General features: G+C 43.5%; 16 protein-coding genes. 5 read left to right on the top strand and 11 right to left on the bottom strand.

From position 1 onward, the window contains the following. Positions 1 to 27 precede the first annotated feature (27 nt). Complete coding sequence (locus EMP01_RS15000) at positions 28 to 771, bottom strand: SAM-dependent methyltransferase (protein WP_129022374.1); 744 nt, start codon at positions 769 to 771, stop codon at positions 28 to 30. 133 nt (positions 772 to 904) lie between these two features. Between EMP01_RS15000 and glmM the strand changes: the two genes are divergently transcribed. Then, positions 905 to 2287 (top strand): phosphoglucosamine mutase, encoded by a 1383-nt coding sequence (gene glmM, locus EMP01_RS14995; protein ID WP_129022373.1) that lies wholly within the window; start codon positions 905 to 907, stop codon positions 2285 to 2287. 126 nt (positions 2288 to 2413) lie between these two features. Here glmM and EMP01_RS14990 read toward each other — a convergent pair whose 3' ends face one another. From EMP01_RS14990 to EMP01_RS14965, 6 genes are all read right to left on the bottom strand, one after another. After that, positions 2414 to 3262: an energy transducer TonB gene (locus tag EMP01_RS14990; RefSeq protein WP_129022372.1), complete on the bottom strand. Its 849-nt coding sequence runs from the start codon at positions 3260 to 3262 to the stop codon at positions 2414 to 2416. Between the two features lie 24 nt (positions 3263 to 3286). Next, a complete protein-coding gene (locus EMP01_RS14985) occupies positions 3287 to 3841 on the bottom strand; it encodes an ExbD/TolR family protein (protein WP_129022371.1) in 555 nt (184 codons plus the stop codon). Positions 3842 to 3922: 81 nt separating this feature from the next. Beyond that, positions 3923 to 4579, bottom strand: coding sequence for an ExbD/TolR family protein (locus EMP01_RS14980; protein WP_129022370.1), 657 nt, complete (start codon positions 4577 to 4579; stop codon positions 3923 to 3925). A 72-nt stretch (positions 4580 to 4651) separates the two neighbouring features. Next, positions 4652 to 5494: a MotA/TolQ/ExbB proton channel family protein gene (locus EMP01_RS14975; protein WP_129022369.1), complete on the bottom strand. Its 843-nt coding sequence runs from the start codon at positions 5492 to 5494 to the stop codon at positions 4652 to 4654. Positions 5495 to 5730: 236 nt separating this feature from the next. Then, positions 5731 to 7569, bottom strand: a complete 1839-nt coding sequence (mutL, locus tag EMP01_RS14970) for a DNA mismatch repair endonuclease MutL (RefSeq protein ID WP_129022368.1) — start codon at positions 7567 to 7569, stop codon at positions 5731 to 5733. 122 nt (positions 7570 to 7691) lie between these two features. After that, on the bottom strand, positions 7692 to 8738 hold the full coding sequence (locus EMP01_RS14965; RefSeq protein WP_129022367.1) for an AI-2E family transporter: 1047 nt from the start codon (positions 8736 to 8738) through the stop codon (positions 7692 to 7694). A 162-nt stretch (positions 8739 to 8900) separates the two neighbouring features. Here EMP01_RS14965 and EMP01_RS14960 point away from each other — a divergent pair, with 162 nt between their 5' ends. The 4 genes from EMP01_RS14960 (at position 8901) to EMP01_RS14945 (ending at position 11366) form a co-directional block, all read left to right on the top strand. Continuing rightward, positions 8901 to 9098, top strand: coding sequence for a YtxH domain-containing protein (locus EMP01_RS14960; protein WP_129022366.1), 198 nt, complete (start codon positions 8901 to 8903; stop codon positions 9096 to 9098). 61 nt (positions 9099 to 9159) lie between these two features. Continuing rightward, the gene (locus EMP01_RS14955; RefSeq protein WP_129022365.1) at positions 9160 to 9534 is read left to right on the top strand and encodes a hypothetical protein; all 375 of its coding nucleotides are present in this window, start codon (positions 9160 to 9162) and stop codon (positions 9532 to 9534) included. A 21-nt stretch (positions 9535 to 9555) separates the two neighbouring features. Next, on the top strand, positions 9556 to 10038 hold the full coding sequence (locus tag EMP01_RS14950; protein ID WP_129022364.1) for a hypothetical protein: 483 nt from the start codon (positions 9556 to 9558) through the stop codon (positions 10036 to 10038). 251 nt (positions 10039 to 10289) lie between these two features. Continuing rightward, positions 10290 to 11366, top strand: coding sequence for a fatty acid desaturase family protein (locus EMP01_RS14945; protein ID WP_129022363.1), 1077 nt, complete (start codon positions 10290 to 10292; stop codon positions 11364 to 11366). Positions 11367 to 12014: 648 nt separating this feature from the next. On the opposite strand, the gene EMP01_RS14940 is transcribed toward EMP01_RS14945, so the two are convergent. From EMP01_RS14940 to EMP01_RS14925, 4 genes are all read right to left on the bottom strand, one after another. Continuing rightward, positions 12015 to 13643: an acyl-CoA carboxylase subunit beta gene (locus EMP01_RS14940; protein WP_129022362.1), complete on the bottom strand. Its 1629-nt coding sequence runs from the start codon at positions 13641 to 13643 to the stop codon at positions 12015 to 12017. Positions 13644 to 13966: 323 nt separating this feature from the next. After that, positions 13967 to 15736: a T9SS type A sorting domain-containing protein gene (locus tag EMP01_RS14935; RefSeq protein ID WP_129022361.1), complete on the bottom strand. Its 1770-nt coding sequence runs from the start codon at positions 15734 to 15736 to the stop codon at positions 13967 to 13969. Positions 15737 to 15972: 236 nt separating this feature from the next. Then, positions 15973 to 17493, bottom strand: a complete 1521-nt coding sequence (locus tag EMP01_RS14930; RefSeq protein WP_129022360.1) for a hypothetical protein — start codon at positions 17491 to 17493, stop codon at positions 15973 to 15975. A gap of 108 nt (positions 17494 to 17601) precedes the next feature. Next, the gene (locus EMP01_RS14925; protein WP_161971348.1) at positions 17602 to 19407 is read right to left on the bottom strand and encodes a hypothetical protein; all 1806 of its coding nucleotides are present in this window, start codon (positions 19405 to 19407) and stop codon (positions 17602 to 17604) included. Between the last annotated feature and the right edge of the window lie 179 nt (positions 19408 to 19586).

Here is a 19586-nt window from a genome sequence, read left to right as displayed (position 1 = left end):
GCCCGAAACATTTATCACTTAACGTATTTATTTCTTTTCAAAAACCATGATCAGTCGTGGGGAGCTATGTTTATCAAAGGCATTCAATGCATAATCTCCAAAGACATGGGTAATCTTTAAGCCTGAATCTGCAAAGATTTCCTGAAAGGCCTCTAGTCCGAAGCCGGATACGCGCTCTTCATGCTGGCGTACACGCCCTTCCTTATCGGTAACCGTAATTTCCTTAACCACCTTATTGCCTTCCATGTAGCGACGGATGTTGAAGGAAATACCATCAATTACTTTCTGCTCCGCCGGTACCAGCTGCGCTGCTACCACTTCGATATTCATATAATCCAGTACCAGTTTACCACCCGGCTTCAATGCTTTGGAAAATGCTTCTGCAGCAATAATATTATCACGGTATTGCTGAAAATAACCAAAACTGGTAAAGAAGTTGAATGCATAATCATAATAATTGGCACGAAATACATTGCGCATATCATGACGATAAAAATGCAGCTTGTCATTAGCCAATGTCAGAGCACGGCCTATTCTTTGTTCAGAAAGATCAATCCCGGTCACATCATGCCCTTTTTGCTGCATATAATATGCATGACGGCCATCACCACAGGCGATATCCAGTATCTTACACTCCGGCTTTATATTCAAAAAGGCAAACAGGCGATCTACCAGTGCATGTGCCTCTTCAGTATTCCTGTTCCGGTACAGTAATTGATGATACGGGGAGTCAAACCAGCTCTCAAACCATTCTTTCTTTTCTTGTTCCATTTTCAAATGTTATTCGTTTGCAAATGTAGTAGCTAATAAGCAGATAACTGGCTTTTAATATGTTAAGATAAAATTTCCACCGTGTTTAGTCTGCAAAAAAAGTTACATTTGCTGCTTGCAAAATCAACATAAAATGGCTTTAATAAAATCCATATCCGGCATCAGAGGTACCATCGGTGGTGCCCCGGATCAAGGATTAACTCCTATCGATATTGTCAAATATACGGCGGCTTTCGGCGTATTGGTACAACAGAAAGGAGCAGAAAACAAAAAGATTGTAATCGGTAGAGATGGCCGTATTTCCGGCGAGATGGTTAAAAACCTGGTGGCGTCTACCTTGCAGGCTATGGGATTTGATGTTATAGATCTGGGCCTGAGCACTACTCCTACTGTTGAGGTCGCAGTGACTATGGCAGGGGCAGCAGGTGGCATTATCCTTACCGCAAGCCACAATCCGAAAGAATGGAATGCTTTAAAATTGCTGAACGAGAAAGGTGAATTCATCAGTGCAGAAGAAGGCCAGCAGCTGCTGACTATCGCACAGGATGATAAATATACATTTGCTGAAATCGGCCAGGTGGGTACGATTACAGAAGATGATACTTATATGCAGAAGCATATTGAGGCCATCCTTGCCCACCCTCTGGTGGATAAGGAGGCGATTGCCGCAGCAGATTTCAATATAGTACTGGATGCAATCAACTCTACCGGTGCGATATTCGTTCCGGCATTACTGGAAGCATTGGGTGTTCAGAAGATCAAAGTACTGAATGAAGAAGTAAATGGTCATTTTGCTCATAACCCTGAACCCTTACCGGAACACCTGAGAGAACTGTGCAGTTATGTAGAAAAGAACAATGCCAGCATGGGTATTGCCGTAGATCCGGATGTAGACCGTCTGTGCTTTGTTTGTGAAGATGGCAGCCTGTTTGGCGAGGAATATACCCTGGTTGCCGTAGCAGATTATATCTTACAACATAAGAAAGGGAATACAGTATCTAATATGTCTTCTACCCGCGCACTGCGTGATATTACGGAGAAGCATGGTGGTACTTATTATCCTAGTGCTGTTGGTGAGGTAAATGTAGTGACCAAAATGAAAGCGGTAGATGCAGTCATTGGTGGTGAAGGTAATGGTGGTATCATTGATCCTCAATCACACTATGGTCGTGATGCCCTGATTGGTATCGCTCTATTCCTGACACACCTGGCCAAATTCGGCAAAAGCATCAAGACGCTGCGCAATACCTACCCGAACTATTACATCTCTAAAAACAAGATAGAATTAAGTCCGGAGATCAATGTAAAGAATCTGTTTGCCAGCATACAGGATCGTTATAAAAAACAACCGATCAATACTGAAGATGGTCTGAAAATTGAATTTGATATGGATTGGGTACATCTGCGTACATCCAATACAGAGCCTATCATCCGTATTTACAGTGAAAGCAATAGCAAAACAACTGCAGAGAATATAGCCAAGCGTATCATGTCTGATATCGGCGAATTACTTTAAAGTTTACCAATACTATAAAAGAGGCCCGGAGTAATCTTCCGGGCCTCTTTTTATACATCAGATTTTCATCAATTGTATGCAAAAAAAGACCCGGATAAACCGGGTCTTTTTCTATTGTAAGAAAGATTATTGCAATTTAAAGTTGATCGGAACTGTAAAGTAACAACGAACGGCTTGTTTGTTCTGCTGTCCTGGTTCCCATTTCGGCATTGATTTTACCACGCGAACTGCTTCTTCTGGTAATCCGTTACCCAACTCTTTACCTTTTGTAGCCTGTACGTTAGAAATAGAACCATCTCTTTCTACTACGAAGCTTACATATACTTTACCCTGAATACCATCTTCACGGGCAGCATTAGGATATCTCAGGTTGTTAGCCAAATACTTATTCCAGTCATAAGGAGCTTTAGGCTGTACTTCTACTGCACGGAAAATCTCCGTTTTAGAAGGACCGTCACCATCTCCACCGCCTGTTTTTACCGGCTCAGGCTTACCTGTACCGCTTGGCAGGTTACTTAAAGATGGGTCTAATGCATTCGGGTCATCTGAACCATCCTGGGTTGTTTTACCCACAACCACTTTTTCTTCTTTAGGAGGTTCTACCAGTTTTTCTTCTTTAGGTACCTCTTCGTCCTTCTTAATTTCCGGAACGGTAAATTTCACAGAAGGCTTAACTGGTGGCGGAGCTACCGGTGGTGGTGGTGGTGGTGGCTCGTTTTCTTTCAGTGGCGGCGGTGGTTCCAGGTTTTTCATTTCTGTAACCACAGGCACATTAGATGCGAGACCCTCGTCTTTAGGTTTACGCTTAATCAGCGTAGCTCCGAAAACGCCTCCTACTACGAAAATGCTGATCAATCCGGCTACTAAAGCGCGACGCGGATATTTCTTACGCAACTCGTATCCACCATACTTCTTGTTCTTACCATCAAAAAGTATATCTAAATAGCTGGCTTTTAATATTTTATTAGCATCCATAATTTAAAATTTGTTTTCGTGGAATTATTGAATTCCGTTTGCCTTTTCTGTAGCAGAGATAAATTCCAGGTCAACAGGGGTAATATCAACTACCGCATAAATAGGCACTGCATTGATGGTCATTTCATCCAGTACATTGATCAGATCATCTGTAGTAGAATTTTCTGCAGGCTTCACCATGATGGTTAACTTATCATCTGCACTTAACTGTCCGGCAGAGATCAGGCCTTGTACTTCTTTTTTCTTGGCAATGATCGCGTCTCTGATACCATCCTGATCCTTGAAGCTGGTTACTTTCAGCTCAGGTGGTTTGGTTGCATCAGAACCGATACCGTAGTAGTAATAAATACGGTGATCTTTACTCAAAAGGATGGTCATTGCGGTGCTTTCTTTAACCTTGCTTTTCTCATCCTCTTTCATATTATCCTCTTTGAAAGGCATCTGGATTTCCATCGTCTTTGGTTTAGACATGGTCGTCGTGAACATGAAGAAAGTAATCAGCAGGAATCCAAGATCCACCATCGGCGTTAAATCTACTCGGGGGGAACCTTTCCCACCCTTGACTTCCATTTCAGCCATAACTCAGCTTTTTTGATAGCAAAAGAGCGGGTACGCTCTTTTGCTATTGGGGTTAATATTATTAAATAAGATAGATCGAACTTATTCCTTTTTACCAGCAGCTACTTCAGTTGCCAGTGCTGTACCCGGAGGTACTGCTTTACCGTCAGTGATGAAGTTGAAGCGGAAAACTTTCTCATGTCCTAAAGTGGCTATCACTTTCTGGATCTCAGGATACTTTGCATCTCCGTCGGCCTTGATCGCGATACGTAACTTAGGGTTAGCATAGCGGGAAGTTTTGATCCAGTAAGACAACTCATTGGTCTCATAAGAAGCGGTAGTGTCGGTCGGGATACCCGGAGCCGTTTTGTCATACTCGTTTCTCTGAGCCGGAGTCAGTGCCAGGTAAGAACCCAGTTTGTTGAACGGTACACCGATCGAACCGCCTTCTTTGAAAGCTTTGATCTGTGCAGGGCTCAGGTTCAGGCCTTTTGACTGGCTGATCTCTGTAATCAACTCTTCTCTTACGTTAAGGTTATCGATAGAGAAAAATACTCTGCCATCTTTAGATAAGGACAACAACATGTAGTCGTTCGGGATCGGCATCGTTGAAGTTGATGCCGGAGTGCGAATTACCACTGGTTCCTGCGGCTTAAATTTAGTAGCCAACATGAAGAACGTCAACAGCAGAAACGCAACGTCACACATTGCCGTCATGTCCACATGACTCCCTTTACGGGGCATTTTTACTTTTGGCATTTTCTATTGTTTTAAATATTAGACGTAATTGGAAAAACTTTCCACAAATTTTTTCAGAAAATTTTACAAAGATTATTTGTAGTTAACTGCAAAGCTTTGTGTTAAAGTGAAACCACTCTCGTCAATATTGTAGTTTACGCCATCAATCAACGTTGTATAGAAGTTGTAGAAAATGATCGCGAAGAATGAAGTAGAGATACCCAGTGCAGTGTTGTACAGGGCCTCAGAGATACCTGCAGCCAGTGCAGTAGCATCAGGAGCACCTGCATTCGCCATTGCAGAGAATGATTTGATCATACCGATTACGGTACCGATCAGACCTAACAGGGTAGCCGCAGAAGCGATAGTAGATAAGAACACTAAGTTTTTCTCTAACATTGGTACTTCCAGTGCAGTTGCTTCTTCAACTTCTTTCTGAATAGATAATAATTTTTCGTCGTGAGTCAGCTCAGTGTTAACAGTCATTTCTTTGTACTTTAACAGACCTGCACGCATTACGTTACCTACAGAACCACTTTGTTTATCACATTCAGCGATTGCTGCATCGATATTTTTATTAGCCAGGTGGTATTGTACTTTGCGAACGAATTCACCACCATTGGTTTTACCTTTAGCTTTCATAATAGTAACTGCACGCTCAATAACGAATGCCAACATAACCAGGAAGGTTGCCATCAGCAGTGGTACGATAAAACCACCCAGGTACATGTTACCCATGAAATCACCAGGTTTTGGTTTGTGTTTCTCCGCATCCATAAAGTGTGAAGGATCTCCCAGTACCATGTGATAGATCAGTTGACCTACTACGATACATAATGCAACGATTGCAAGATTCACCCAAAAGCCATTTGAGTTGTTTGATTTGTTGGATTTGGTAGGTGCTGCTGCTTTAGGAGCATTTCTAACTTCTGCCATAATTCAATTTTTTGTTGTTTACGATTTTGTGTTTTTATTTTTCTGTCTATAAAAATGTAGTAGCAAAGATATTGGTTCGCTTGGAATAAACAATACCCTGAAAAAAAAATTACAACTACCGTGAAAACGAGACTGGTTCCACAGCACAGTTTTTAATACAAGAATATGCTTATCAGTTATTTATCAACGGAAACAATCTTTAATTTATTGCATTTGCCGTTAAAAATATCACAATTTCATAACAATGATTCTATACTATTTTTATCTAATATCTTGAAAATCAATGCTCCATCTGGTGCATACTGCGGTTGCCCGCAAGCAAATAATTCGTCGACCAGGGCCTGTGCCTGCTCCTGTTGCATGGCTTTCGGTACAGCCATTCTTTTGGCCATTGTTTTTAATATAGCCAGCTGACGGCTATGTTGTATTGTACCTTGTTCATGCTTCAATTGCTCCACAATTGCTTCCAGCACCTGTGCTTCATGACCAGCGGCAATATCTGCCGGTACGCCCTGAATAGTAAAGCCCGCATCATCTTCCTGCTGAATATCGTAACCCAGTGCATACAACTCCGGCAACACTTCTGCAAGGACCAACGCATCTGAAGGGGCAAACTGCAGGGGTATCGGGAACAGCAGCTGCTGCGATACATGCCTTTTCTGTGCCAGGCTGGTCTCCAGCTTTTCATAGATAATCCGCTCCAGGGCTCGTTTCTGATGCAGGATAACTACTCCGGATTTCATCGTTGTGATGAGGTATTCGTTCCACTGAATAATGGATTTATGTCCTGCATCATCCGGTATATCATTACTGAGTAATGATGGCTGTACGGACATCGGAACATCATCGGGCACTATATCACGAATACCCATTGAAGGCATCTCCGGAAAAAAGGCCTGTTGCTGCTCCTTCCAGGCTTTACGATCTTCCTGCTTCGCAATAAAATGTGCCTGTCCTGGCCGGGAAAAGGTATCAAACAGATAGCCCGATTTGGCGGACTCCTGACGGGTATTGCTGCCTGGCAACTGAACCGCTGTCAGGTTCTGAATCTCCGGATCCAGTGTAAAGTCAATAGAAGGGGCTACATTAAACTTATTCAATGCATATTTTACTGCAGCCTGCAAATAGGCATACATCATTTTATCATCATCAAACTTTACTTCCTGCTTGGTCGGATGCACGTTGACATCAACCTTGCGGGGATCAATCTCCAGGAATAAGACATATAAAGGAAACGATTCCTTAGCGATGAGCCCATCATATGCCTGCTGTACTGCATGATTGAGGTAAGCATTCTTGATAAAACGATTATTGATAAAGAAATACTGGCTGCCGCGGGTGCGTGCTGCTGCCTCGGGCTTGCCAATAAATCCGGTAATATTCAACAAATCGGTCTGCTCCTCTACGGGCACCAGGTGCTTATCTACCTGGTTACCGATCAGGGCCATTACCCGCTGACGCAGGTTGCCTATACCCAGATTAAACTGCTCAACATTATTATGCGTAAATTTAAACGCTATATCGGGATGCGCCATCGCAATACGGGTAAACTCATCCAGGATATGACGCAGTTCCGTAGCATTTGATTTCAGAAAATGCCTGCGGGCCGGTACATTATAAAATAGATTCTTGATAGATATGCTTGTCCCCTCAGGGCAGGCAACCGGCTCTTGCTTTTCCACTTCTGAAGAAGCGATCTCGATCTGTGTGCCCAATGCTTCTCCCTGCTGGCGGGTCTTCAGGCTGATCTGCGCCACGGCCGCAACAGAGGCCAGTGCTTCGCCCCGAAAGCCTTTCGTACGGATAGAAAAGAGGTCATCTATCTTTTTGATCTTTGAGGTTGCATGTCTTTCAAAGCTCATGCGGGCATCTATGGCACTCATCCCCTTCCCGTTATCTACTACCTGGATCAGCTCTTTGCCGGCATCTTTTAACACCAGGTGTACCTGTGTTGCACCGGCATCAATAGCATTTTCTAACAATTCTTTCACTGCGGATGCTGGTCGCTGAATAACCTCGCCTGCCGCTATCTGGTTGGCTAAATGATCGGGTAACAGTTGAATAATATCGGGCATATGCGTAAGGGGAGCAAGTATTTTTTAGTGCTACAAAAGTAAACAAATATGCATTATCCCGGACAAAAAACAGGAGCCGCCATAAGCGACCCCTGTTTATAAACCTTATATCATATAATATATCAATCAGTACTTTTACTCACAGCATCAAGCTGTTCTTCCGGTTCACTGTACTCTACCTTATATATACGAATGAGCATCATAAAGTAGGACAGGATCAGCGGTCCGAAGATCAGACCCACAATTCCGAACAGGTTCAGCCCCAGGATAACCCCGAATACCGTAACCAGCGGATGCACATCTCCGAACTTCTTCAGAAACAGGAAGCGGATCACATTATCTGTAGACCCTACAACGATAAAACAATACAGTGCCAGGCCAATGGCGTAGGAGGTCTCTCCTTTTGCCAGCAGGTATATACACACCGGCACCCAGACAATCATGGTTCCGATCACCGGAATGACGGTAGCCATACCTGTAAGAATACCCCATAATATAGCACCTTCTACACCGCAGAACCAATATGCAAATATGGCTACGATACCCTGGCAAAGCGCCAGGAAAGGAATACCAATCGCGTTGGAGACAACCATATTATGCGTTTCCTTCCAGACTTCATTACGGCTTTTACGCGCCAGGGGTACATATTCACGGAAACTGCTTTCCATTTTACGTCCGCCCATAAGCATAAAATAGAAGATGAATAATGCGGTAAAAATATTGGCAAAAAGATTAGCCGTCGCATTGAGGATCATAGGTAAGAAGCCCACTCCTTTCTGCACAAAACCCAGCACCTGCTGCTGAGATATATTTACCTGCGGTACCTTTTTCTGTACATAATGATATACATCCAATACCGCATCGCGGATCTGGTCCGTATTACTCAGTGCCGCATTCACCTTGGGGGTGAGTACCTGTATCATGGCATATACCGGTCCGACCATAGCGATCAGCAATCCGATGATGAGTACAGTGGCAGCCATCCAGCGTTTCCATTTTCGCTGTTCCACCAGTTTGAAATACCAGCTCCTGAACATAATGTACAAAGCAGTGGCTCCTAAAAAGCCGGGAATAAAGTAGGTCAGTTTCCAGATGATAACGATTCCCAGAAAAAGAATCAAGAGCAGGATAACGATTTGCCTGATCACATTGTTTTTAATAGCATCCATAAGCAGTATTTTGTTTCAAATTATAAATTATTTAAGAAAAGCCGCATCCAATTTATTAAGGATTTTGTAATTTTCTCAATCTGAATTGGTCTCATGACTAAAGTAACTTAGATTTGTGATATAAACACAACGAAAACCAATTAACCATTAAATTTTAACACTATGGCAAACAGTACAGGAAAAACCTTAGCTACACTTTTGATCGGAACAGCAGTAGGCGCAGCAGTGGGCTACATCTTAGGAACGGATAAAGACAAACGCGATGAACAAATCGAAAAGCTGAAAGATTCTGTTTCCAAATTAAAAAATAAGGTAACTAAGAAGACCAAAGATCTGGAACAAGAGATTTTCGAATCATAAGTAAGGCTTGATTGTTAGAAAGTAAAAAACTATTTTTGTTTCAACAAACTCAAGCATTCTTTTGGAAAATCCTATATCCGCTCTTAAAGCATACATAACCCGTTACATCAGCCTTCGCATTCAGGAAGTTCGTTTAGAAGCCCTGGAACGAGTGGTTAATGTAATGGGTTATTTGGTATACGCCTCTATTGCATTCGTAATCTTTTTTGCCATGTTCTGCTTCAGCGCACTGGGCCTTGCGGAGTTTCTCAGCGCCCTGTTCGACAGCAAGACTGCCGGTTATCTGTCCATTGCAGGACTCATGCTCCTTTTTCTATGCATCATGTTCTTCTTCAAAAAGAATATTATGCGCTTCTTAGCCGGCAAATTTATCTGGTTACTGACCAAACCAAGAGATGATGACGATGACGATGCTCCTGTAAAAAGTGATGCATAAACCCTCAAACCGACGATGCTTATGAATCAGACTATACCTAAAAAACCGAAAAAAACACGCAAAACTTATAATTCTCTCCACAAACTGCTGGCCGACCAGCGTAAGGTAAAGGATAGCTATAGAGATATGGAGGAGAATATGTTTTCATACATATTCGACCCTACTTCTATTGGCATGAATATAGCCTCTTCCCTGCTTGATCCCAATGCCAAAGGCATGTTTAGGCTGGGTAACATTCTCTCTCTTTTTAAGCGCAAACCGAAAACAGCCAGTCCTGCTGAAGAAAAAACCGCCTTGGCTGTAGTAGCCTCAGGCAAGCCGGCCAGAAAGAAAAAAAGCCTGGTTAAAAAGGTTGCAATCTCCTTCGTGAAATGGCAATTATTCAATTTTGCCTGCTGGGGCGTAGAAAAGGCCTATGACCGCTACAGGGAAACCCGCAAACAGAAGAAATCGATCAAATCGCTACAAAAAGAAGCAGAAGCTCTCAAAAAAGCTATTCAATAACACATTATTTCAGCATTGAGGAATGCTTTGCAGTAGCGTTAAGAGCCCGTTTCTCACCTATTTTGAATGCAGAATGGCTGCCCGTTAAAGGAATACTCCATATTGTTTGCTCCTTACAAAATACCACAAACATATATAAATATGCAAAATATTTATTAAAAAGTGGTTAATGCCTGTAAAATATCCGTGACGAAATATAGATTACCCGGATTTATATAGTAAATTTGCCCATTACATTTTAAATTAGTGCTGTGGCAAAAAACATTTCATTTATCAATAGCATCAATCCAGAGTTCACAAAAGAACTGAAAGGACAAGTAGATGCTTATTTCAAAGAGAGCAAAAAAAAGCCAACCGGTGACTGGCGCATTTATCACAAAACGATTGTTTTGGTTGCTGCGTTAATTACGCTTTATGTACTGCTTGTATTCGGTAGCTTACCTACCTGGGCCAATGTACTGATGTGCGGATTACTTGGACTGACGTTCTCCCTGATCGGATTTAATGTAATGCATGATGGCGGCCACGGCAGCTATTCAGATAAGAAATGGCTGAATAATATTATGGGCTATTCCCTGAACATTATGGGTGGCAGCACCTATTTATGGAAGGTGAAACATAATGTAATCCACCACACCTACACTAATATTGAGGGGCATGATGATGATATTGACATCAAACCATTCATCCGTACCAACAGAGAGCAAAAGCACTACCCTTTGCATCGATTCCAGCATATCTACAGTCTGGTACTCTACTCTTTAACCTATATCACCTGGATCGGCTTTAACGATTTTACCAAATACTTTACGGGTAAGATCATGGATAAAAAGGTGCCTAAGATGGCGACTAAAGACCATATCGGTTTCTGGGCGACTAAGGTTTTCTACTTTGTTATGTTCATCGTTGTACCTATCGTAGTGGTAGGCTGGCAACATGCCCTGATCGGTTACCTGATCACGGCTGGCATCACCGGAGTGATTATCAGTATTGTATTTCAGCTGGCACACGTGGTTGAGGACGTTGAGTTCCCTATGCCAAATGAAGACACACACAAAATTGAGCAAAACTGGTTTATACACCAGTTACAAACAACTTCTAACTTTTCTACCCGCAGTAAAATAGTATCCTGGATGACCGGCGGACTGAACTTCCAGGTAGAGCATCACCTGTTCCCTAAGATCAGCCATATCCACTATCCTGCTATCAACCGTATTGTACAGCAGGTATGTGCCAAATATAATGTGCCTTATCACGAACACCGAACACTGATCGGCGCTCTGGGTTCTCACCTGCAATACCTGAAAGTAGTAGGTCAGACTGCATAAAAAAGACATTTCAATAAATACAATAGGCTGCTTTATGAGCAGCCTATTGTATTTATTAGAAACCGACTATCCGCATGTAGTAACCTTTTTTTTCATCCTTTTGTCCGGCAACAAAAGGTGCAAAAATGATATTTCATCAAGGCGATTGCAAGCACCGCCATTTTGTACCGTTGCGTGCATTGATCGTCTGAGCTTAACGTGTGATCCATTCGCTGCTCAACGATCGCATCTGCACTCCAAAATGGCTATCGCTGTGATGAAAACATTAAGCGATCCGTACAAGTACAGATCGTTCAAATGGCCTTATAAATCCGGCGTTACAAAAATCATTGGCTCGGTCGATAAAGTCGGAAACCACTGTCTGAGCGCAGCGAGTCTGGTTTGCGACCGACCGACACATTGATTTTTAGCCAGGGATGTATACAGCCTTGATTTTTTGGCGGTACCTTTTGCATCAAGGCAAAAGGTAGCAAAAGATATAAATAGAATGCCTAAATCATAAGGCCAATCTTTGTTTCCTTTAAGCGGATACTCAGTTATTAGAATATCCTCCTTCGGGAGACAAAGATGCACAGCAAAAAAAAGCTGTATACAACAATAAAGGCTGCTCTATGAGCAGCCTTTATTGTTGTATAGTAAGAGATGGACTTATACCTGGAATACTCCGGCTTTCCATTCTCTGTTGATCGGCGCATTGTTTGCGGCCTTAATTCCTTCTGCAATCACTTTACGCGTATCCAGCGGATCAATGATATCATCTACCCACAGACGGGAAGCTGCATAATACGGGGTAGTCTGTTTATTATACTTATCCGTAATCTCTTTCAGCAGTGCCTGCTCTTTTTCCGGATCTATGGTTTCTCCTTTTGCTTTCAGCGAAGCCACCTGGATCTGCAACAGCGTTTTTGCGGCCTGCTCTCCACCCATTACCGCAACTTTGGCATTAGGCCATGCATATATAAAGCGAGGGTCGTAAGCCTTGCCACACATCGCATAGTTACCGGCACCATAGGAGTTACCAATGATGATCGTGATCTTAGGCACTACAGAGTTGGCTACAGCATTTACCATCTTGGCACCATCTTTAGTAATACCGGAATGCTCGCTGCGCGTACCCACCATAAAGCCGGTCACATCCTGCAAGAAGACCAGTGGTATTTTTTTCTGGTTACAGTTCTGTATAAAACGGGCTGCTTTATCGGCACTGTCGCCATAGATAACCCCACCCAGCTGCATTTCTTTCTTGCCACTCTTTACAATCATACGCTGGTTGGCCACAATACCTACTGCCCACCCGTCGACACGTGCATAACCACATACTATGGTCTTACCGTAATCTTGTTTGAACTGATCAAATTCTGAATTATCTACAATACGTTCAATGATCTCAACAATATCATAAGGCTTATTATTCTCTGCACTCACCAGGCCACAGATCTCTTTAGGATCTTTCAATGGCAGCGCTGGTTTGGCACGGTCAAATCCGGCATCTTCCGGTTTACCCAGCTTATCTACAATTCTTTTTACCTGATCCAGGCATTCCTGCTCGGTATCAAATTTATAATCGGCAATACCGCTGATCTCTGTATGTGTAGTCGCACCACCCAGGGTTTCCTGGTCTGCATCCTCACCTATTGCCGCTTTTACCAGGTATGGTCCGGCCAGGAAAATAGAGGCATTACCGTTTACCATCAGCGTTTCATCGCTCATGATCGGCAGGTACGCCCCACCAGCCACACAGCTACCGGTTACTGCTGCAATCTGGGTAATACCCATAGCACTCATCTGTGCATTATTTCTGAAAATACGTCCGAAATGCTCCTTATCCGGGAAGATCTCGTCCTGCATGGGCAGATAAACACCGGCACTATCCACGATATAGATCACCGGCAAGCGGTTTTCCATCGCAATCTCCTGCAGGCGCAGGTTTTTCTTACCCGTAATAGGGAACCAGGCTCCGGCTTTAACGGTATAATCATTGGCAATGATCATACACTGACGGCCACTTACATAACCGATACCGGCTACCGTACCACCGGCAGGACAACCACCATGCTCAGGATACATCTCATAACCCGCAAAAATGCCCAGCTCCAGGAAGTCTGAATCTTTATCTGTCAGGTATTCGATACGCTCACGAGGCGACATTTTGCCTTTGGCTTTTCCTTTTTCAATTGCTTTCTTTCCGCCACCCTCTTCAATCACTGCTTTACGCTGTCTCACCTGGCTGGTGATCAGGCGCATGGCATCTTCATTTTTATTGAATTCTAAATTCATAATATAATATGTTCAGATATAGATAAATTCGGGGCGTAAGTTACTCTTTTTTTAGCTATTTAAAGATAAGCTCATTTCTGCTGCATCTGTGGAGAAGGGGAAGCAAAAAGGATCGCATAGACATGCGATCCCTGAGCTGTGAAGAGAAATGATTATATCATTATAAGTATACAAAGTATACTTGCTTTTTTCATCAGGTGTAGAGTAATAGCTGCGTAGGTTTAGCAGGTATTAATTATGGGTGTAGGGATCAGTATCTGCCTTGCCCATATACCCCTAAAGGACAATGGCAGACCTGACATTTTATAGATAGTATGTTATTTTCATTGTTTTACTACTTTCACACTCAGCAGTCGTTCCGTTCCGTTTGTAATAATTACTGTATACGTACCCGCAGCATAAGCGCCAAGCTCCAGATTGGCTTCATCAGCCACAGCCTTTTGCTGTATCAGCTGCTTGCCAGAGATATCATATACCTGTATCACTGATCCGCTTTGCAGCCCTTTAACATGCACCACATCAGGGGTAGGGTTAGGATAGAGTACTATAGACAGATCGTCACAATTGGTGTGTACCAGTACCACAGTACTATAGGTGTACTGACCGTCCCGGTCAATCATCTTCAGGCGGTAATAACCCGAACCCGCTGGCTGCTCATAGCTAAACTCATAAGTACTTCCGGCAATATTTTTTGCTGGTGTGCTACCGACCTGCATATAGCTGCTTCCGTCCTTGCTATATTCTATCTCGAAACGGTCCAGCGATTGCTCTTCTGCAGTAAGCCAGTTCAGTTGTGCAGCACAGGCCATTGGTTTCCCTGTAAAGCTCAACAGCGTTACCGGTAAAGGAGAGTTCGCATCCGGAGACTTAGTAAACCAGCTGCCTGCATCACCGCAATTAGTTGCTGTACTGGTCAGTGAGAAACCACGAACATGAATTACAGAGCCCCCAACACTACCCGTAATATCGGTACCCGAAGGGCCTGTATTCCAGTTTCCGTTACCCTGGTATTGCGTTATAAAAGCATTCGGGTCACCGCCAAATACGGTTGTATATGTACCGCCGTTCGTTGCACTATTATGCTGCAGGTTCATGGTTACACCACTACCATTAGTACTGGTAATCTGCCATACGCGGTCCATACCTTCTTCAGGCGCATGAATCACTATACCTCCGATGCTCTGTGCATCTGCATAGTTTTTAACCCGTACCTGGAAGTTATCGGTTGCGGTACCATCATTGCGCAGGATAGCAGGGGTAAAATCGCGCCCGCCGCTATACGTTTCCGCACGTCCGATCGGGAACACAAAGCTGGCCCCGCTGGCCAGTCCTGTCTTTTCTACCGCTCCGGCACAGGCTGTTATACCATTGGTCAGGAAGTAGGCAGCATCAGGTGCTACAGTCGTACTCCAGGTGCCATTAGCCGTAAAATCGAAGTTATTATTACCCAGGTTTACATCGCCGCTTACCGCGTCAAACACCAATGTACCTTCTAAACGGGTATTGCTGTTGATCAGGTTTACATTATTGGCATTTTTTATATGCATGGAGATATCCATAGCCACATTTCCCCCATCTATATTCTGAGCAAAATTGCCGCCGCTGTAAGCTGAAAGACAAGGTGAGCTGCTGATATAGCTGGCCGGAATAGCAGGTCGTGGAGCAATAAAGTGTACATTTCCACCAGGCGTTGTATTGGCCATGGCTTCATTATCTGATACAAGAGCGGTAGTGGCGTTAGTCCAGGTAGTGCCATAAAAGTTAATCGTCCCTCCGGGCGATACTTTCAGCGTACCATTATTAACAAAATCACCATATACACTCAGCACACCACCGCTTTGTACCGTAATATTACCATTATTGATCAGGGCACCGTATACATCGTATACACCCGCAGGGCCAATCTCTATGCTGCCTGCAGCCGATATGGACTGGTCGCCGCTTGTAGCGCCTGTATAATTTACATACTGGCTGTAGCCTATAGCCCCACCGGTAGTGCAGGCCCCCTGCTGGCCACTGGCCTTATGAGCAAAAAGAATGGTCATTAATGACAGGCTATAAATAACCGGCCTCCATTTTATGATTTGATTCATTTTTGATTGCTTTTAAAATAAGAAAATAGAAGTGTATGCCAGTATTTAACTGTATTACATGGCATACGATCCCCTGTACCGGGTTTTCGTTCTATGTCATGCTCGAACGAAAACCGGCAAAAATGTTTAAGGGATAAAAGTTTTTGAATTAAGGGTAAATCAACATGATGGTTTTTCAGACTAGCCGGGCAAAAAGTGCCGGACTATCGATCATGTATACCCAATGTAGAGAAAGCTTATGGCTTCACATATACCGGACCACCAGTGGTTAAGAAGTACATGGCACCAGAAGGCAGGGATGCATCAGCAACGGCATCTGCAGGCGTATTATATTTAGGCAGGTTTGCAAACACAATATTACCATTAACAGCAGCACCGGTAGTTTGTGTAGATAGTACGGTTAGTGCATTCTTGCGTTGTAAAAAACCTGTTCCTGTTCCGACAGTAAACAATGCTCCGTTAACCGGCTGATTATGTCTGCCCACTACTGTTCCGTATGCCATACCAGGGCTTACTATATTATTAAATCCCGCAATCAGCGTCCAACGTGCAGAATCGACATTATTATCGCCAAATACAGCGCATGGGCCAAAACCAAAATTTGCATTTACCGTTCTGTTAGCAGTACCGACAACAATACTATAAGGTGTTTCCACATTATTTACTCTACCGCCAACAATGCTCTGATACCCTGTTGAACGGATCGTATTATACTCCCCACCTATTATATTGGAACTGGCAGAATCTATATTTAACGATCCAAAAATGGCTGCATTACTTGCATTGGCCAGTTTGTTCCCATCTCCACTCACTACACTTGAAGAGCTATTAAAAATAGTATTATTAACTCCGGATAAAGCATTGTTGTTTGAAGTACTACCACTTATCAAGTTATTATCACCCGTTATTATACTATTCCTTGCAGCGTCAGCATCCACTTTATTAAAAGTGCCCCCTACAACATTTGCATCATTATACAGACCAACCAGCTTATTGCTTCCTCCAAAAACCGCACTAGTAGATGCGCCCGGGCTTAATATATTCCCTGCCCCGCTGACAAGACTCCAGTCCGCAGAGTCTTTATTACTCGCTCCAAATACGGCACTTGCATTACCTCTCGAGTAGTTATATGTACCACCTACTATTGAGCCAATTCCATTTTGTGCAAGTGTATTCCCATTGCCATACATTAAAGCATAATTGGCAGAATCTTTATTATTATCTCCCCATACCAGACTCCACGACGGCATCATAAACATATTGGCATCAAAAGTACCCCGGCCTCCAAAAAGGCTACCATGCTGATCAAAAATGGCGCGAGTGATACCATTGGTCCCAACCGCCAGATTTTGAGTATCTGTAGTACCCCAGAAATTAGACGCACCTACAGGTGTACCCAAAGTGGTCGGAGGCACTGTTCCTGCATTGCCTTTCAGCTTCCAGTAACTCGCATCTGTTTTTGTAATGGTCGTCAGCAGGTTCCATTGCCCCTGCCATACTACTAAGCCTGTATCAAGACCATTCGCACCAAGTGCGTTGCTGTATACAATCATACCTGTAACCGGTGTACCAGCAAGGCCCCATACAAGACGGTCTGTCAGTGTAACACGGGTAGGTAAGAAGCCTTTATTTGTACTCTCCAGTTCTAGTAAGGAACCTGCATTAATGGTAACAGGGTTGTTACCGAATTTTACTTGCGCGTCAGCCTTAGCCCATAATCCTGCTGCAACGATCAGTAATAAAGAAAACTTTTTCATGTTTTTAAATTTTTTACTCTTCATGTTTTTATTAGGATGCAAAGGTCTGACGATATCTACTTTCGGCAAACGCTACTTTAGTAGTAAATTGTGTAGTAATACTCTTTATCAGGGTCCGTAACGTACGATTTTAAGCACTGCTTTGCGGCGCTGCTGCTGCATAACGATGATATAATATGGTGCTGAGGCATAAGGTCTCATATCAATAGGTTCACAGATCTTTTGCACATCAGTAGTATGTAATAGTCTTCCGTCTGCAGTATACAATTGTAACACCTGACCCTTTTCCAGCCCGTTTACATATACCCAGCCATCGCTTACCGGATTAGGGAAGGCATGTATCTGAGTGCAATCGATATATATCAATAACGGAGGGCTAAACAGAGCAGTACTGTCTTCAAAAACAATACGCAGCTGGTAGCGGTTCAGGTCCTGTAGCGGAAAGGCATCATTCATATGATATTTGTTTGCCTCGTTGGCTAAATTGGCCATCAGACCAATCAACTCACTGGTGCCGCCGGCACTGTCTGCGCTGCGCCATACTTCAATACGATTTATGGCAAGATCGTCTAACAGGAGTTGCAGATCAAGATCGACTGTACAGCCCTTTCGTTTTATACTAAACTGCAACAAACTGTCTGCACTCACGGTATCTTTTCTGAACCAGGCATTCTTATTATCGCAACCCGCAGCAGTAGTATCAAAGATATAGGCACCCTGTGCAGCAGACGCAATACCAGCATTGCCCAGACCGGTACCCAAAGACCTGGGGCCGCCCTTTCCGTTCTTAGTGGCCCTGTCGTCCTTAAACTGCATAATGGTACTGAAGGTTCCTGATGGATTAACAAAAAGATCATCAATATCATTAGTTAAACCCGTACGATGCATCATGGTAATCGCTACTTCACCACCACCTGTAGTATGTACCCTCCACAGATGATCATGGGCCGGGTCGGACGGGCTACCCGTTGTATACCCTATAGCCTGTACCTGGGCATATGATTTGACATCGGCCCGGATGATTTCTACCTGCTCACTTCGATTCTCCACCGCTATAGGACTAAAGTTGCGTGCGCCGTCGCCGCCTGTTTCAGAAAGACCTATGGGGAACACAAAATTACTACCGGCAGCGACCTGCTCTTTCTGTACCATTCCCTTACAGTTAAGGGTATCTATACTATTATTAGTGATCAGGAACGCCTGTCGGGCATCTGGTATAGACCAGTCATAGCCTGCATATTTTTCAAATACAAAATCACGGTCATTTAAGAGTATATCTCCATCCGGTACAGCAAAGTCCAGCATACCACTCAGGCGGGTATCGGTTTCTTCCAGGCGAATGTTGTTTGGATTCGCTACCTGTAATATAATATCCATGGGCACATTACCGCCCTTCAGAACTTGTTCAAAATTACCTCCGCTATAATTGTCCATAACACAGGCCGAAGCCTGTACCGATGGAGAAATTACGGGCCTTGGTGCTGCGAACTGTATCGTACCGCCTGCAATAGTATCGGGAAAAGGCGCCCCGTCTCCCACTATGGCATCTGTATCATTCTTCCATACAGTACCATAGAAAATAATGGTGGCACCGGGCTCTATAAACAGAGACCCCTTGTTATCTACAGATCCATAAATGCTCAGTACAGATCCCGATTTCAGTCTCACAATCGCTCCCGGCTGTATTGTCAACGAAGCATAAACAGTTACGTTCGAGGTTGCGGAAAGGTACCAATCGGCAGTAAATATGTTATTCGGATCGTTATTCCCATCCAGAATAACCAGGTCACCCAGGGCATAGCTGGCATTGCCCTGTTCTGAAATACCAGTGAAATGAGCTCCTAAAGTATCACAGAAAGTCTGCGCATAAAGAGGTACAGCAGTACATAAGCTGATCAGCAATATGCACCACATCAATTTTAAATAACTCTTTATACGAGAAAGAGTATACACACTCCGAAAAAAAAACATTTGCTGTAGCTCAGATATACGAAACAAAGATATTAATATTAACAATAATTACTACCTGTAGTAGTACCCTGTTACTACAAAAGTAGTAGCTGAGATGGCAGTAAGCGGCCGCGAGAGCGCTT

It is taken from the genome of Edaphocola flava (genome assembly GCF_004118155.1).
Classification (GTDB): domain Bacteria; phylum Bacteroidota; class Bacteroidia; order Chitinophagales; family Chitinophagaceae; genus Edaphocola; species Edaphocola flava.
The sequence above is the reverse complement of the archived record's forward strand: the minus strand, read 5'-3'. Positions and strand labels throughout refer to the sequence as shown.

Bases quoted from the DNA above. Each gene is read 5' to 3' on its own strand.
- EMP01_RS14990 (WP_129022372.1), bottom strand. From the start codon at position 3,262: ATGGATGCTAATAAAATATTAAAAGCCAGCTATTTAGATATACTTTTT.
- EMP01_RS14960 (WP_129022366.1), top strand. From the start codon at position 8,901: ATGGCAAACAGTACAGGAAAAACCTTAGCTACACTTTTGATCGGAACA.
- EMP01_RS14965 (WP_129022367.1), bottom strand. From the start codon at position 8,738: ATGGATGCTATTAAAAACAATGTGATCAGGCAAATCGTTATCCTGCTC.
- EMP01_RS14925 (WP_161971348.1), bottom strand. From the start codon at position 19,407: ATGTGGTGCATATTGCTGATCAGCTTATGTACTGCTGTACCTCTTTAT.
- EMP01_RS14935 (WP_129022361.1), bottom strand. From the start codon at position 15,736: ATGAATCAAATCATAAAATGGAGGCCGGTTATTTATAGCCTGTCATTA.
- EMP01_RS14985 (WP_129022371.1), bottom strand. From the start codon at position 3,841: ATGGCTGAAATGGAAGTCAAGGGTGGGAAAGGTTCCCCCCGAGTAGAT.
- glmM (WP_129022373.1), top strand. From the start codon at position 905: ATGGCTTTAATAAAATCCATATCCGGCATCAGAGGTACCATCGGTGGT.
- EMP01_RS14940 (WP_129022362.1), bottom strand. From the start codon at position 13,643: ATGAATTTAGAATTCAATAAAAATGAAGATGCCATGCGCCTGATCACC.
- EMP01_RS14950 (WP_129022364.1), top strand. From the start codon at position 9,556: ATGAATCAGACTATACCTAAAAAACCGAAAAAAACACGCAAAACTTAT.
- mutL (WP_129022368.1), bottom strand. From the start codon at position 7,569: ATGCCCGATATTATTCAACTGTTACCCGATCATTTAGCCAACCAGATA.
- EMP01_RS15000 (WP_129022374.1), bottom strand. From the start codon at position 771: ATGGAACAAGAAAAGAAAGAATGGTTTGAGAGCTGGTTTGACTCCCCG.
- EMP01_RS14975 (WP_129022369.1), bottom strand. From the start codon at position 5,494: ATGGCAGAAGTTAGAAATGCTCCTAAAGCAGCAGCACCTACCAAATCC.
- EMP01_RS14980 (WP_129022370.1), bottom strand. From the start codon at position 4,579: ATGCCAAAAGTAAAAATGCCCCGTAAAGGGAGTCATGTGGACATGACG.
- EMP01_RS14930 (WP_129022360.1), bottom strand. From the start codon at position 17,493: ATGAAAAAGTTTTCTTTATTACTGATCGTTGCAGCAGGATTATGGGCT.